Below are 14,619 nucleotides of genomic sequence, written 5' to 3'. Positions count from 1 at the left end.
AGAGACAACGATGAAGTTCTCGCGCGCATTACTGACGGCCGCCGCGTTGGCGGCGGTACTACCGGCCGGATCGGCGTATGCGGCCGATGATGACGCTCCCGGTCCGGGCGTCGCCGAGTATGTGGCACTGGGTGATTCGTGGGCCGCCGATGCCACCCTGAGTCAGATCACCACCGCCTTCACACCGGCGAACTGTGTGCAGAGTGCGCACAACTACGCCAAGCAGGTCGCGGCGGCACTCGCGGTCCCGGTGTTCCGCGATGCCACCTGTGGCGGGGCCGTCACCGCGAATATGACCGTCGAGCAGAGCGGCCCGCTGGGCACCAATCCGCCGCAGTTCGACCGCCTCACCGCCGCCACCGATCTGGTGACCCTCGAAATCGGCGGCAATGACGCGGATTTGGCCGCGACCGTGCAGACCTGCGTGACCCCGGATCCGGCGGCGACACCCTGTCTGGACAAGATGGTCGTCGGCGGTGTGGACCAGATGTCGCTGAATATCGCCCGTGCCCGATCACGCGTGGTCGATACGGTCCGGGGCATCCAGGCCCGCTCCCCGCACGCCCGCATTCTGCTGCTCGACTACTTCGAGGGCATCGGCCTCACCGGCGGCTGCTTCCCCACCATTCCGATCTCGGATCCGGACGCCATCTGGCTGGGCAGCAAGCTGCTCGAACTGCACACCATGCTCGGGCAGGTCGCGTCCACCACCGGAGTCGAATTCGTCGATACCTACGACGGCAGTGCGGGTCACGATGCCTGCCGGCCCGTCGGCACCCGCTGGGTGGAGGGCTTGGTGCCGTTCTCCGGCAATCCCGTCGGCTTGGCCGTACCCTTCCATCCGAACCAGCTGGGTGCGGACTATCAGGCCCGCCGGGTGCTGGAGGTGCTGGGCGCGAGCTGAGGGCGACACGCCTGGCGTGATATCAAGACACGCCCTTCAACTGCGGTAATCTCTGCGCGCGGCTAATTAGCGGCAACGGTGTGTTGCGGGGGGCGGCTGGGACGCTTCACAGCTGAGATATTGCACAGAAGTGCGCGGTGGAAAGGGAGATTCATGATCGCCCCCTACCTGAGGCTCGTCGGTGTCATCTGCGGATGTGCGGCTCTGCTTTCGGGCTGCGGCCGTTCGAGCGAACCGAAGGCAGCGGTCGATACCGCCGATAGAGCGGATATGCAGCACACCACCGCCGAGATGCAGCGCAGCGCATTCGTCACCGGCTGTGAGGGCACCCTGTCCGGTTGGGAGGCCACCGCGGTGGTGAGCAACCGGGATCAGATCGAACACCGGTATCTGGTGGTGATCAGTTTCATGACGCCGGAATCCGCAGTGCTGGAACGCACCAGCACCGAGGTACTGGTGGCGCCGGGAGGCACTCAGGACTTCACCACCGAGACCGTGCTCGATCCGGTCACCCGGCCGCAGTCGGTCCGCTGCGTGCTGCGCGGTGTCGAACAACTGTGAGCGCCCGGAAAGTTGCGCACAGCAGGGGTACAGCGCCTACGATCGGACCCGCCGGCCATGCTCGGTGGGCCGCACCTGTCGGAAGCTGAACGTTCGCTGACCAGTGCGTCGGTGGCGGTGCGAATTCTTCGGATGTGGATTTGTCGGTGCCATGGGGCATGCTCTGTGCACGCTGATGTCCCACCGTCCGCCCGGAGAGTCCCATGTCGTCCCGTAGCACCAAGCCACAGCCCTTGTCAGAGACCGAGATTCGGCACATTGCCGAGCAGATCGATGCAGGCCGTCCGCCGGCGGTGTGGTTCACGGCGGCAGCGGTCGGAGTACCGGAAGGCCGTTCCGGCAAGGTGATCTCCCTCGGTGATCCATCCGAGGGTGATTTCCTGCAGGTGAAGCCCACCGGTTCCAAAGATGTGCTTTCGTTCGGTCCCACCGAGGTGACCCTGACCAAACCGGCCCGGCCGCAAGCCGCGGCCGGCGCAAAGCAGAAAACGGCAACCAGGAAGGACTCCACCGTGACGATGCCGTCGCCCGCAGCCGTACCGGCCGCCCCGCCGATCACTCCGCCTGCTCCCATTGTGAAAACCGATACACCGGTGAAAACCGATACGCCGCAGGCTTCCACCGACTCCGCCGCGGCTGCGTCGGAGGCCGGTAAGCCCGGTGCGCCGAAGCCCGCCGCCACCTCGCGCCCCGCGCGCAATGCGGCTGCCAATGCCTCCGCCGCCAAGAAGCCCAAAACGGTCGAGGTCACGGTGACGCTCAACGGCACCACCGATGGCGAGTGGACGCTCGATGTCGTCAATGGCAAGAAGCGCACCATTCGTGGTCTCGCAGTACCGGGTTCGGCAGTCTCGCAGGCAGCCAAGCTGCTGCACCCCGAGGTCGCCGAGGTCGTCGACTCGATCCTGGAGGCCGTGCGACTGACGCAGCGTGCCAAGGTCGAGCAGTTGCAGGCCGAATTGGAGAATGCCCGCAAGCTGCTCGACGAGCTGGCCGGTTAATCTGCGGCCGTAGGAGAGAGTCTGCGGCCGTAGGAGTTTCGACCCTCAGCTTTTTCCACCCTCAGCTGCAGGAGACTCCGGTTCCGCCGGGGTCCAGCAGCGAATCGTAGCCGGGTAGACCGCGTAGATGCGGGGTCTGCCCGGCTTCTGGGCATCCGGGCAGGCTCGGCACCGCGCCCGGCCGAAAACCCAGGGCGCGCATGAGATTTTCGATGCCCGCCGCCAGGTTCGGCCCGAAGGTGCCGAGCTTGTTCCCGAAATTCGATGAGCTCGAGGTCGGGTTGCCCGATCCGGTTCCCGGAGGACCGCCTGCGGCGGAGTCCGATTGGAGCGAGCTCGAACCGGAGGCCAGCCCGGAGGCCGACCCCGGATCGGCCGACAGCGAGGACGAACCCGTGCCCAGTGCGATGGCTGCGCCGGGTGGTGCGCCGTCGGAGTCGGCGGGCGCCGTGAAGGAGAGGCCGGGGGAGGCGCCGAGCTCGGGCGGAGCCGCACCGGCGGCTCCCGCCGCGCCGAGCGCCAGTATGGCCGCGCCCGTCGCTATGGTGATGCTCAGCTGGTACCGGAGTGCGCAGAACTGCATGATGGACCCGAATATCCGTGCGGTGACAGCGATTACGATGTCAGACCGCAGACTCCCGGTGCCAAGTGCGCGGCCCGGACTCCGGGTGTCCGTGCCTGAGATCAGCATGAAAAACGTACCCCAGCGAGTATTCCTTCGCGTGGTACATGGCCGAATCCGCTTCGCGCAGAAGCTCGTACACGGTGATATCGGCGCTGCGCGGTCCGCTGCAGGCAATGCCGATACTGGCGGCGATGCGCACCTCTGCGGCGCTGAGCTCGAACGGTTCACCGAGTGAGGCCAGCAGTCGTTCCGCCAGCAGCAGCGCCTGCTGGCGGCTCAGCGGCGCGAGCACCACGAATTCGTCGCCGCCGTAGCGGGCGGCCGCGTCATCGCGGCGGATCATGCGCCGAATGCGTGCTGCCGCATTGGCGATCAGCTCATCGCCGACCGCATGCCCGTAGTTGTCATTGACCCGTTTGAAGCCGTCCAGATCGATGAACAGCAGGGCGAGGGGCTGATCGCCCCACCGGTCCCGATTACGATGCAGCGCCCGCAGCAGGGCGGCGCGGTTCAGCAGTCCGGTGAGCATGTCGTGGTCTGCCTGATACTGCGCGCGCCGCTCGCTGCGGGCGCTGCGTTCGATGGCGCGTTCGCTGCGTAGCAGGACCCCGGCTAGTAGTAGCGCGAAGAGCGAGGAGACGACCACCCGATCCATCATGTCCAGACTGGAGCCGACCACCGGCACCAGCGCGGCCACGATCATGACAATGGCGATGATGCTGGCGCGCTGGCGCGAGCGGTGCGCGTGGATATCGCGCGGGCTGCCGAGCACCACCATGGTCGGATGCATGGCCGCCGCACCGATCAGCGTGTACGCGAGTTGCAGTGGCATGAGCTGGATTTGGCGTCCCAGCTCGGCCGTCCCTGCCGTTTCCAGATTGCAGGCCAAGTCCCCGGCGAGGATTACCAGCATGGCCAGATACACCAGCCGCAGCGAGGTCTCCGAGCGGGCCGAGGTCACCACCGAATGCGCGACCACGGTCAGCAGCAGGGCATCCACCACCGGATAGATGACCGCGGTGAGCGTGCTGAAGTTGAAGGTGTGCGCCCGGTGCAGGATCGGCGAGATGAGAAAGGTCCAGGACAGCAGGGCCGCGCCCAGTCCGATGAGGCCGGAGTCCAGCAGCAGATCGTGATCGGTGCTGTTCTGCCGCGGGCGCAGCCAGAGCACGGCCGCGGCGCCGATGCAGCAGTAGCCGCTGAGGGTGAACAGATCGTCGAAGGGGTGGTGGTGCCAATCGGTGGTCTGCCGCAGCGCGGTGCCGATGGTGAATTGCACGGCGGAGGCGGACAGTAGATACCAGGGCAGCGGCCGGCGGGGCTGATACTGGCGGACACCCACTCCGATCATGACCACGCTGATGGTGACCGAGGCGATCAGGGTGGCGAGGGCGAGCCGCCGAGAATCGACGACCAGGGGCAGTGCGAGAATCAATACGCCACAACTGAACAGCGTCGAACGCCAACAGACTCGGAACCGTCGACCGGACTGACCGGCCGGTTTTTCGTCTGTTTCCACCAGCCCCCCTCGTCCGCTCCGTCCCCAGTGCGCATGCTGTGCTTCGAATCATGACCGCCACGCATCGAGCGGAGAGATAGCCCCACGCGAGAGGCATTCGTGGTCACGAATGCAGCGATCATGAACCGAGTGTTGCTGTTAGAGCATAGGTCCCAGCCGGCGGCGGCAGTATCCACGGGGGAGAGGCGCTGCCATCGAAATCTGGGCAACCGAGTCGATCATGGCACGAAATGTCGCATCGCGTACATGAGTCCGGCGAACCCGCAGGATCACGGGCCGCGCGACTCGATATGCTCGCTGCTGATCGAACCGAACGACCTGCACGACTCCGGACGGGAGCTGAGGTGCCTGGATCTTTCTCGGAATCGAGGGTGGGCCGCTGGTTCGCACCCGGCCGGGTCAATCTGATCGGCGAGCACACCGACTACAACGACGGTTTTGTGCTGCCGCTGGCCCTGCCGCTCGGTACCACCTGCACCGCCGCGGTGCGCCCGGCCGGCACGGTGCGGCTGCGATCGCTGCAGGCTCCCCTCGACGAAGTCGCCGTCACCATGGCCGATCTGGGCGCCACCGGCTGGTCGGAACTGCCCACCTGGGCGCACTATCCACTCGGTGTGATCCGGGAATTCGAACGCCGCGGGCACGAGGTGCGCGGCGTCGAGCTCGAACTGGACAGCACCGTTCCGCTCGGCGCGGGCCTGTCTTCCTCGGCGGCGCTGTCGTGTTCGGTGGCCATCGCACTGCGTGATCTGTTCGCGCCGAGCGTCCCCGCCGCCGAGATCATCGATATCGCGCGTACCGCGGAGAACGTCTACGTCGGCGTGCCGACGGGAGTGCTGGACCAGTCCGCGTCCATGCTCTGCACCGCCGGGCACGTGCTCTTCCTGGATGTGCGCACCCGCGAGTACCAGCAGATCCCCTTCGACCTGGACCGTTTCGATCTGCAGCTGCTGGTGTTCGACACCGGCAGCCCGCATCATCTGATGGACGGGGAGTACGCGCAGCGCCGGGCCGAATGTGCCGCGGCCGCTGCGGAACTGGGTGTGCCGTTCCTGCGGGACGTCACCGGTCTCGCCGATATCAAGCGCCTCGCCGATCCGGTGCTGCGCCGGCGCGCGCGACACGTGATCACCGAAAACGCCCGGGTGCTGCGGGTTGCCGAAGAATTGCGCGGCGGCGCCGATCCGCGCGCGATCGGCCCGGTGCTCAGTGCCGGACATGCTTCCCTCCGTGACGATTTCGAGGTCTCGGCGCCGCAACTCGATACCGCGGTGGCCGCCGCGCTGGTGGCCGGCGCCTACGGGGCGCGCATGGTGGGCGGCGGCTTCGGCGGCAGTGTGATCGCGCTGGTCGATCGTGCTCGGGCCGCGGCCACCGCCGCGGCAGTGCGAGATGCTTTCGCCCGCAGGAGTTTTGATACCCCCCGCACCTTCGCGGTGACACCCGCGGCTGGCGCGCGCCGTATTGAATAGCGTAGATCCGACATCGATTGCGCGAATCCGACATTGAATAGCGCAAATCCGGCGTCGTAAAGCGCACGCTCGCCGCCGTCCGGGTTTAGCCTGTTAGCGGAACGATCCACTCGCACACCAGGAACGAGCGAGCCATGGAAAGTCTGTACGAGTTCGCCGGCGGCGACGAGGCCCTACATGCACTGGAAGAGATCTTCTACGAGAAGGCGCTGGCAGATCCGATTCTGCGGGAGCTGTTTCCGGTGCGCCAGCCCACCCATGTCGACCATCTGACCTGGTTCACCGCCGAATCCTTCGGTGGCCCAGGACGTTTCACGCGTGAGCTGGGTTTCGAATACATCATCAACGTGCACCGCGGCCTGCACATCACCGATGCGCAGCGGCAGCGTTTTGTCGAGGTCTACCTGGAGGCCCTGGACGTCGCCGGGCTCCCGCAGGACGAGAAGTTCCGCGAGGCGGTCCGTCAGCACGTCGAGTTCGGCTCGCACGTCGCGCAGCAGAACTCACAAGCGGAAACTGATGAGCAACTTCATCCGCTTCGCGAAGTACCACACTGGACCTGGTGATTCACGGACACGTATCACAATTCAACCGCGCCTACTGGTCGTGAGCGAACGCCCGGCTAGTATTGCGCGCTATCAGTCGTGCCCGCGTCATCTCGTGATCTTCTCGACAGGAGAGCCGTATGCCGTTCGACGCCAGCCTGCCCGAGGCCGCAGTGCCTTCGGAGCAGCTCGCTGCCGGGGCATCGAGGCAGCTTGCTGCCGTGGCATCGGGGCAACTGCGACTGGGTGCCGACCCGATCGACTATGCCCTGGTAGCACTGTATTTCGTCTTTGTACTGGGCATTGGACTGCTGGCCCGCCGGCGGGTCTCCACCAGCCTCGACTTCTTCCTGTCCGGACGCTCGCTACCCGCGTGGGTGACCGGGCTGGCCTTCATCTCCGCGAATCTGGGCGCGGTCGAGATCATGGGCATGTCCGCCAATGGCGCCGAGTACGGCATGCCGACCATGCACTACTTCTGGATCGGCGCTGTTCCGGCCATGCTCTTCCTGGGCATTGTGATGATGCCGTTCTACTACGGCTCCAAGGTGCGCAGCGTTCCGGAGTTCATGCTGCGGCGCTTCGGCCCGGGCGCGCACCTGGTCAATGCCCTGAGTTTCGCTGTGGCGCAGGTGCTCATCGCCGGGGTGAACCTCTACCTGCTCGGTTCCATTGTGAATGTGCTGCTGGGCTGGCCGCTGTGGATATCGGTGCTGGCTGCGGCGGCCATCGTGCTGTCCTACATCACCCTGGGCGGATTGTCGGCCGCCATCTACAACGAGGTGCTGCAGTTCTTCGTCATCGTGGCGGCGCTGCTGCCGCTGACCATCGTGGGCCTGCACAAGGTCGGCGGCTGGGACGGGTTGCGCGAGAAGGTGACCGCGGGTCCGGGCGGCTCGGAACAGCTGCACGCCTGGCCGGGCAATGAACTCACCGGGTTCGGCAACAATATCGCCTCGGTGATCGGCATCGTGTTCGGACTCGGGTTCGTGCTCTCCTTCGGCTACTGGACCACCAACTTCGTCGAGGTGCAGCGCGCACTGGCCACGCACTCCATCTCCGCGGCGCAGCGCACGCCGATCATCGGCGCGTATCCGAAGATGTTCATCCCGTTCATCGTGGTGATTCCGGGCATGATCAGCGCGGTCCTGGTGCCCCAGATGACCGAGCTCAAAACGAATCCGGACTACAAGGGTGATGCCACCTACAACCAGGCGCTGCTCTACCTCATGAAGGATGTGCTGCCCAACGGTCTCCTCGGCGTGGGGCTGGCCGGCCTGCTGGCGGCGTTCATGGCGGGCATGGCCGCCAATGTCTCGGCGTTCAATACCGTCTTCAGCTACGACCTGTGGCAGCGGTATGTGAAGCGCGATCGCCCGGACCACTACTACCTCACGGTGGGGCGGCTGGCGACGGTCGGCGCGACGCTGGGCGCGGTCGGAACCGCCTTCATCGCAGGCAATTTCTCCAACATGATGGATTACCTGCAGACGCTGTTCAGCTTCTTCAACGCGCCGCTCTTCGCGACCTTCATCCTGGGTATGTTCTGGAAGCGCATGACGCCCGCGGCAGGCTGGATCGGCCTGGTGACCGGTACCACCGCCGCGATCGTGGTCTTCGTGATGAGCAAGGCGCACGTCTTCGAACTGTCCGGCCAGGGCGTGAGTTTTGTCGCCGCGGCCGTGGCATTTGTACTGGATGTTGTTGTGAGCGTTGCAGTTACGCAGGTATCACAGCCCAAACCGGCCGCCGAGCTCGTCGGCCTGGTCTACTCCGAAACTCCCAAGGCCATGCGCACCGACGCGGACGCCGACTCCCTGCCCTGGTACCAGCGCCCCGGCCTGCTGGCCGGTATCGCGCTGGTCCTTGTCATTCTCCTCAATGTGTTCGTCGGATAGGAAGGCGTCAAATGCTTTTCGATATTCGCACCATCGTCGGCGGCCTGCTCGCCTGCTACGGGGTGATCCTCATAGTGGTCGGCTTGGCCTATTCCACCGATTTCCAGCGCGCGAAAACCGGTGGGATAGACGTGAACCTGTGGGCCGGAGTCGGCATGACCGTCGTCGGCATCCTGTTCTTCGCCTGGGTCCGGCTGCGCCCGGTGGTGGAGTTGATCGCCGCTGAGGACGACGATGAGTAGTCCGGCTCCTGCCGAGTAGTACTGCCGGGTGCCCGCGTGCACTACCGCAGGGTGATGTGGGCTGAGAATCGCGCCGATACTTTTCGGGTATGCGTGTGGTGCACAGTGTGCTCGCGGGACTGCTGTTCGCTCTGGCGGCGGCGGCAGGCATCGCGAATGCTCAACCGGTACAACAGGATATGACCGAGACCGAGGTGGCCTTCGACAGCCACGGAGTGACGCTGCGCGGCACGGTTTTCACGCCCGCGAGTCCAGGCAGGCATCCCGCCGTCGTCCTCATTCACGGCTCGGGTCCCGGTCCGCGTGCCGAATATCTGCCAGAGGCACAGGCTTTCGCCCGCGCGGGTGTGACGACCCTGGTGTTCGACAAACGAACGATCGGCTACTCCACCACCCACCGAGACTTCTCGCTACTGGCTGACGACGCGCTCGCCGGGGTGGCGCTGCTGCGCACCCGCACGGATGTGGATCCAGCAGCGGTCGGCCTGTGGGGCTTCAGTGAAGGCGGCTGGGTAGCGCCGTTGGCCGCTGCCCGCTCGCCCGAGGTCGCCTTCGTGGTGACCATCGGCGGCTCCGGCCGCACCCCACTGCGGACGCAGACCTGGTCACTGCGAAATCGACTGGCACACCAGGGAATTACCGGATCTCTACCTGCCGCGGTCGCCGGTCCCGGAGCCCAATTCATCAATGGCACCGGCCTGTTCCCGGAGGCGAATTTCGATCCGGCGCCGGTCCTGGCGCAGATCCATGCGCCGGTACTCGCACTCTGGGGCGAACATGATGTGAAGGTGCCCGCCGCCGAGAGCGCCGAAATCTTCCAGAGTGAACTGGCCCGCGCCGGAAACCACTCCGTCACCACCTGTTTCGTGCCAGGGGCCGGCCACAACGGCCACCGCACCACCGATGGATTCGACAGCATCGGCGGCGCCGTATTCGACGGCAAGCCGCTGGGGGAGCTCGGCCCCGGCTACGCCGACGTGATCACCGACTGGATCCACGCGGTTGCCGATGGCCGTCCACCGGCCTCGAGCGCCGTCCCCGCCCCGCCGGAAACCTCTCTCAGCCGTGCCCCCGACGGGCGCCCCGCCTACGAATACGCCGCCCTGGCGTTCCTGCTGATCGGCTTCGCCGCCTACCCGCTCTCCGCTGCTGCACGAATGCTATTGCGGCGCAGCGATACTCGACGTCCCTCCAGCGTGCGCTGGGCCGCCCGCTCGGTGTCGGCACTCGGGCTGGCAACAGTGCTCGGCGGCGTGGCATGCGTGGAGTGGGTTCTGGTTACCGGAGCGCAGCGTGCGCCCGCGGTCGTTCTTCTCGGCCAACCCCTGCAATGGTTGATCGTCCACATACTGGCGGCCACAGTACTTTTGGCAGTCGCAGCTCTTGCGCTGACGTGGTGGCGCAACCGCAATCGCATCGACGCGATATCCCGAGCGCAGCTGGCCATACTCCTGCTCACCGGCTGCGTCTTCGTGCCCTGGGCGCTGCACTGGCAACTGCTGAGGTAGTCGAGCCGCCGGGAGTTATGCGGTGGCGAGCCGATCGGCCCATTCGGGCGGCAGTGCGTCGCAGGAGATCTCGGCGATCTCGCGCAGCCGCTGGGCGGGAGTTCCCAAGCGGCTCAATTGAATCAGGCCCTGCGCTACCACCACGATATGCGCGCTGAGGGCGGACAGGGCCGCTTCGTCGACCTCGCCTCGAGCGTGCATGGCAGGGCGTAGCCGCTCCGCGACGCCGTGTTCCATGGCCGTCGTCGAGCGGGTACCGATGGTGACGACCTCCGGTACCCGGCTGCCGAACAAGGCGATGCTATTGATCATCAGGCAGCCGCGCCGGTCCGGATACGAGGCGCAATCGTCCACGACGGCCTGGAAGAGTGCGCGTACCGCCGCGCGGGCCGAGCCGGGTGCTCCGGCAATGACATCGCGCACGAACCGGGCGCGGCGGTCACAGTAGCGTTCGAAGGCGGCCAGGAAGAGACCGCGCTTGCTGCCGTAGGCGGAGTAGATGCTGCCGTTGCCGACACCGGCGGCGAGTGAGACATCCTCCACAGAGGTGTCGTCGAAACCCTTCGACCAGAACAGCTCCGTTGCGGCGTCGAGCAGGTCCGATTCATTGAATTGCCGCGGACGTGCCATGGCCTCACCGTACCAATTGGACTGATCGGTCTCGCGCCGGAGTCTTGTTTTGGAGGCGCGACTCCATAATGATGGTTGTCATGTCCTCCAATAACGTCGTTCCGATGCGTCGCAGAGTCGGCATTCTCATCTTCGATGGCGTCAAAATGCTCGACTTCACAGGTCCGGCGGAGGTATTCGTCGAGGCAAACCAGGCGGTCGATGGCTACGAGGTGGTACTGGTCTCGCCCGACGGCGCCGATGTGCAGACCTCGATCGGCGCCCGGATCCAGGTGAGCGGCGCGGCCGCCGATTCCGGATTCTTCGATACCGTGCTGATTCCGGGCAGTGAACTGCACCCGGCGAAGTTCGCCACCCCCGAGGTCCTGGACGCGGCTCGGTACCTGTCGTGGAACACCCGGCGTCTGGCTTCCATTTGCAGCGGCAGCTTCGTGCTGGCCGAACTCGGTCTGCTCGACGGCAGGCGGGCCACCACGCATTGGAAATTCACGAAGGATCTGGCGGACCGCTTCCCGAAGGTCGCCGTCGATCCTGACGCGATCTATGTGCGCGACGGCAATCTGTACAGCTCGGCCGGAGTGGTGGCCGGCGTGGATCTGGCCCTCGCGCTGGTCGAGGAGGACCACGGCGCGGATGTGGCACGGCGAGTGGCGCAGTCGCTCGTGGTGTACATGCAGCGCGCGGGTGGGCAATCGCAGTTCTCGGCTTCGTTGAACGGGCCGACGGCGCGTAGTCCGCTCGTACGCCGGGTCGTGGATCTGATCTGCGCGGATCCGGCACTGCCGCATACGGTTCAGACCCTGGCGGCGCACGGGCAGGTGAGCGTCCGGCACCTCACCCGGCTCTTCCGGGCCGAACTGGAGCGTTCACCCGCCGAGTACGTCGCCTACATTCGCTTCGGCCTGGCCCGCGACATGCTGCATGCCGGGCACAGTGTGACCGAGGCCGCCATGTCCTCCGGATACGGCAGCAGTGAGGCGCTGCGGCGGGCTTTTGTTGCCCGCCTGGGCATCTCGCCGCTCAAGTACCAGCAGCGTTTCCGCTCGACCGGTTCCGCCGCATTCGTCGATGCTGCTTTCGCCGATCCGGCGTTCGAGGAGGCCGTGTCCTGATCGGAGGTTTTTGCTCGAGCAGGCGGCGCAGGAATTGGTCGATCGCCAATGAGCAGTCCTATACACGACCAGCCCACATCTCCACGAAGCCGGGACGTCCGTGAACCGGTCGCGCCGGTCAGGTCAGCGCGACCAGTTCGTTCAGTGTCGTGCCGGTGCGGCGCTGTGGTCCGGTATCGGTGTGGACGGTCAGTTCGACCGCGGATTGGAAGCGGAAATACGCCGGGTGGCCGAGGAGGCGGTGGATCAGGGGTTTGATCAATCGGGTTCGCGCGATGGGGAAGTCGTCGATGAAATCGTGGGCGTGAATGACCGACTCTACGGTCAGGCGCAGCTCGAGCTGACCGGGGACATGCAGTTCCAGCCATTGCGGAAATTCGCGCCCGGCAGTCGAATCGAAGAGTTTCGGGCCCTCGGTCAGGACGGTTTCGCCGGTCGAGAGAATGATGTCGGCGTCCTTGGCGAGCATCAGCGGGGCGATGTCGTGGGAGCCGTGCTGCGGCTGGGTCAGCACGCTCGCGAACAGCAGTGAGTACTCCTCGACATACAGTCGCCCCCAGTGCCAGCGCTCGATGACCTTCTTCATATCGCCGACGCCCCAATTGTGGTCGGCATAGCCACGACCGGTGACCGTGAGTGTCTTGCCGTCGAGTTGGATGGTCCCGGTCACGCGGGCGCGCGGCGCGGCGACCACCCAGCCGAAACTGTCGGTCGCGCCGAAGCGGGTTTCGCCCTTCCCCGGCATCCAGCTGGGTGTCTCATTGTGGAAGTGCAGATCGAACACCAGATCGCCCTCGGCGAGGTGCACATGGTGCACCGGCAGACCGGTGTCGGGAAATTCGGTGCGGGCGGTATTCGCGCCGATGCGAACGTCGAAGGAGTCGGTGGAAAACGATGCCGCCGCTTTCGGATACCGTTTGCTCACCTGCCGTCGTGTGCCGTCGGGGTGGTAGACGATCATCTCGACCCACGGGCGCGCGCCGGGCAGATCCTCCGGCCGGCGTTTGGTGAGAAATCCGACCACAACGTGACCGCTGTCGAGGTGAGCGTCGAAATACCAGTGCTCGAACGCGAGTTTGCTCGACGCGGGATGAAAACCGTTGTGGTGCGGTTCCACAGTTGTCAGGTGCCCGTCTCGGCGGCCGGGACCATTCCATACTTCGACTATGTCGGTGGTAGTCATAGCGCTCTTCCAGTTCTCAGGACCGGTCAGCGTCGCAGTGCGCCGCTGGCATCGAATTCGGCTTCACGGCCCTGCATTTGGGCTCGATACCAGTTCTCGCGATGGCGAACCATGAGTTCCTCGTGGACGCGCGCGAACGGCGGGAACAGTCGTCGAGCCACCTCCATCGCGGTGATCAGCGGGAACCGTGCGAGGGGGATGAGAAGCCAGGGGAATGCGGGCGGCATGTTGTAGCGGCTGCGGGTGCGCGGCGCCATGTACATCGCGGCATAGACGGAATTGATGCGGAAGTTGTAGACCTCCCGCAGGCGGGTAGGTCCGCGGTGGCCGTCGCGGGGAGCGAAGGCGCGCGGGTAGGACTCGATGAGTTCGGCGCCGTGCCGGCCCGCGTCGTAGGACCGCGAGATGATCGTCATGGCCAGCACCCGGAGGGAGTCGATCACCGATTCCGGATACCACTGCATCCGGACGCCGAGGAGATAGCCGAGGTACTTCTGAAAGTGCAGCAGCGCACGGATTTCCGATGGCGTGGTCTGATATCCCAAGGCCCACAGTCCCAGCCCGGGAGTGACGCTGCCACCCAGCAGCGTGAGCATCTGATAGGTCTGGCTGATGGGCAGTCCCCAGGTGCCGGTATCCCATTCGGGATGCCCGGCGACGCGCGCCCGGATCGACACATGCATGACCCGGACCTTCAATGCTGTTGCGCGCCCGCTCGATCCGAGCGTGAACAGTGCCTCGGGGCGCGATACGTCTATCCAGAACCGGCAGGTTTCCAGGAATCGGCGCAGCGCACTGTCCCCGGCATAACCACCGGCCAGTGAGAGCGGGGTCGCTACTGCGGCTTCGGTGTACATCTCCAGGGTTTCAGCGCCGGCGAAGCTGAAAAGCATGGTGCCCCAACGCCGCCAGATCGCCGCGCCCTGTTCGACGAGTTCGGGCCGAACCCACTCCGGGACGGTTTCGAACTCCGCGAACAGAGCCCGCATCGATTCCGGCGCCTCCGGAATCGAGTCGATCCCCTCCGTCAATGCCGCCTCGAGCAATTGCCGGCCCCGCTGTGCGCCGATCTCGCCGTGCATGACCTCCTCGACGAACCGCTCGGCGACCGGATCACCCGAGAACAGGTCTTCGCACAATGCCCGCGCCTGGCTGTCGGTCGGGAAAAGCTCACCGCCGGTGAGGGTTTTGACGATCCGCCGCGCCCGCCGGACATTCGGTGAGCGCAGCATTTCCCAGTATCGGAACGCGGTCGGGGTCCGCACCGGTGACCCGTCGTCACCACGCTCCCGCGACGATGCTTGCACTGACATGGTCGGCCCTCCTCGTCAGGTGGCCTCATCGCGCACCCACCAGGCGAACGTACCAAAAAGTATGGAGAACGGTACCCGGAAGAATGTAAATCGATGGGGGCGTGCT

At 65.6% G+C, this 14,619-nt stretch carries 14 protein-coding genes; 9 read left to right on the top strand and 5 right to left on the bottom strand.

Annotated elements, in window-relative coordinates:
- The first annotated feature begins 10 nt into the window (after window positions 1-10).
- The 3 genes from ABZX86_RS00780 (at window position 11) to ABZX86_RS00770 (ending at window position 2,466) form a co-directional block, all read left to right on the top strand.
- A complete protein-coding gene (locus tag ABZX86_RS00780; RefSeq protein WP_355118687.1) occupies window positions 11-904 on the top strand; it encodes an SGNH/GDSL hydrolase family protein in 894 nt (297 codons plus the stop codon).
- Window positions 905-1,057: 153 nt separating this feature from the next.
- Complete coding sequence (locus tag ABZX86_RS00775) at window positions 1,058-1,465, top strand: hypothetical protein (protein ID WP_355118685.1); 408 nt, start codon at window positions 1,058-1,060, stop codon at window positions 1,463-1,465.
- A 203-nt stretch (window positions 1,466-1,668) separates the two neighbouring features.
- Window positions 1,669-2,466, top strand: a complete 798-nt coding sequence (locus tag ABZX86_RS00770) for a DUF6319 family protein (RefSeq protein ID WP_355118683.1) — start codon at window positions 1,669-1,671, stop codon at window positions 2,464-2,466.
- Window positions 2,467-2,527: 61 nt separating this feature from the next.
- Here ABZX86_RS00770 and ABZX86_RS00765 read toward each other — a convergent pair whose 3' ends face one another.
- Together ABZX86_RS00765 and ABZX86_RS00760 are read right to left on the bottom strand one after the other, a co-directional pair.
- On the bottom strand, window positions 2,528-3,049 hold the full coding sequence (locus ABZX86_RS00765; RefSeq protein WP_355118681.1) for a hypothetical protein: 522 nt from the start codon (window positions 3,047-3,049) through the stop codon (window positions 2,528-2,530).
- Between the two features lie 40 nt (window positions 3,050-3,089).
- Window positions 3,090-4,526, bottom strand: a complete 1,437-nt coding sequence (locus ABZX86_RS00760; RefSeq protein WP_355118679.1) for a GGDEF domain-containing protein — start codon at window positions 4,524-4,526, stop codon at window positions 3,090-3,092.
- 428 nt (window positions 4,527-4,954) lie between these two features.
- On the opposite strand from ABZX86_RS00760, the gene galK reads away from it, so the two are divergent.
- The 5 genes from galK (at window position 4,955) to ABZX86_RS00735 (ending at window position 10,275) form a co-directional block, all read left to right on the top strand.
- A complete protein-coding gene (gene galK / locus ABZX86_RS00755) occupies window positions 4,955-6,082 on the top strand; it encodes a galactokinase (protein ID WP_355118678.1) in 1,128 nt (375 codons plus the stop codon).
- Between the two features lie 134 nt (window positions 6,083-6,216).
- Window positions 6,217-6,648 (top strand): group II truncated hemoglobin, encoded by a 432-nt coding sequence (locus ABZX86_RS00750; RefSeq protein WP_355118676.1) that lies wholly within the window; start codon window positions 6,217-6,219, stop codon window positions 6,646-6,648.
- A gap of 119 nt (window positions 6,649-6,767) precedes the next feature.
- Entirely contained in the window at window positions 6,768-8,525 is a 1,758-nt protein-coding gene (locus ABZX86_RS00745; RefSeq protein WP_355118675.1) for a sodium:solute symporter family protein, read from the top strand.
- 11 nt (window positions 8,526-8,536) lie between these two features.
- Window positions 8,537-8,767: a hypothetical protein gene (locus tag ABZX86_RS00740; protein ID WP_355118673.1), complete on the top strand. Its 231-nt coding sequence runs from the start codon at window positions 8,537-8,539 to the stop codon at window positions 8,765-8,767.
- A gap of 89 nt (window positions 8,768-8,856) precedes the next feature.
- A complete protein-coding gene (locus ABZX86_RS00735) occupies window positions 8,857-10,275 on the top strand; it encodes a prolyl oligopeptidase family serine peptidase (protein ID WP_355118671.1) in 1,419 nt (472 codons plus the stop codon).
- Window positions 10,276-10,290: 15 nt separating this feature from the next.
- Here ABZX86_RS00735 and ABZX86_RS00730 read toward each other — a convergent pair whose 3' ends face one another.
- Window positions 10,291-10,905, bottom strand: a complete 615-nt coding sequence (locus tag ABZX86_RS00730; protein WP_355118669.1) for a TetR/AcrR family transcriptional regulator — start codon at window positions 10,903-10,905, stop codon at window positions 10,291-10,293.
- Between the two features lie 104 nt (window positions 10,906-11,009).
- On the opposite strand from ABZX86_RS00730, the gene ABZX86_RS00725 reads away from it, so the two are divergent.
- On the top strand, window positions 11,010-12,017 hold the full coding sequence (locus ABZX86_RS00725; RefSeq protein ID WP_355118667.1) for a GlxA family transcriptional regulator: 1,008 nt from the start codon (window positions 11,010-11,012) through the stop codon (window positions 12,015-12,017).
- Between the two features lie 118 nt (window positions 12,018-12,135).
- Here ABZX86_RS00725 and ABZX86_RS00720 read toward each other — a convergent pair whose 3' ends face one another.
- Both ABZX86_RS00720 and ABZX86_RS00715 read right to left on the bottom strand, forming a co-directional pair.
- Window positions 12,136-13,200 (bottom strand): lipocalin-like domain-containing protein, encoded by a 1,065-nt coding sequence (locus ABZX86_RS00720; RefSeq protein ID WP_355118665.1) that lies wholly within the window; start codon window positions 13,198-13,200, stop codon window positions 12,136-12,138.
- 26 nt (window positions 13,201-13,226) lie between these two features.
- Entirely contained in the window at window positions 13,227-14,513 is a 1,287-nt protein-coding gene (locus ABZX86_RS00715) for an oxygenase MpaB family protein (RefSeq protein WP_355118663.1), read from the bottom strand.
- Between the last annotated feature and the right edge of the window lie 106 nt (window positions 14,514-14,619).

Origin of the sequence: Nocardia sp. NPDC006630, from assembly GCF_040611495.1 — a bacterium.
Classification (GTDB): Bacteria; Actinomycetota; Actinomycetes; order Mycobacteriales; family Mycobacteriaceae; genus Nocardia.
The sequence above is the reverse complement of the archived record's forward strand: the minus strand, read 5'-3'. Positions and strand labels throughout refer to the sequence as shown.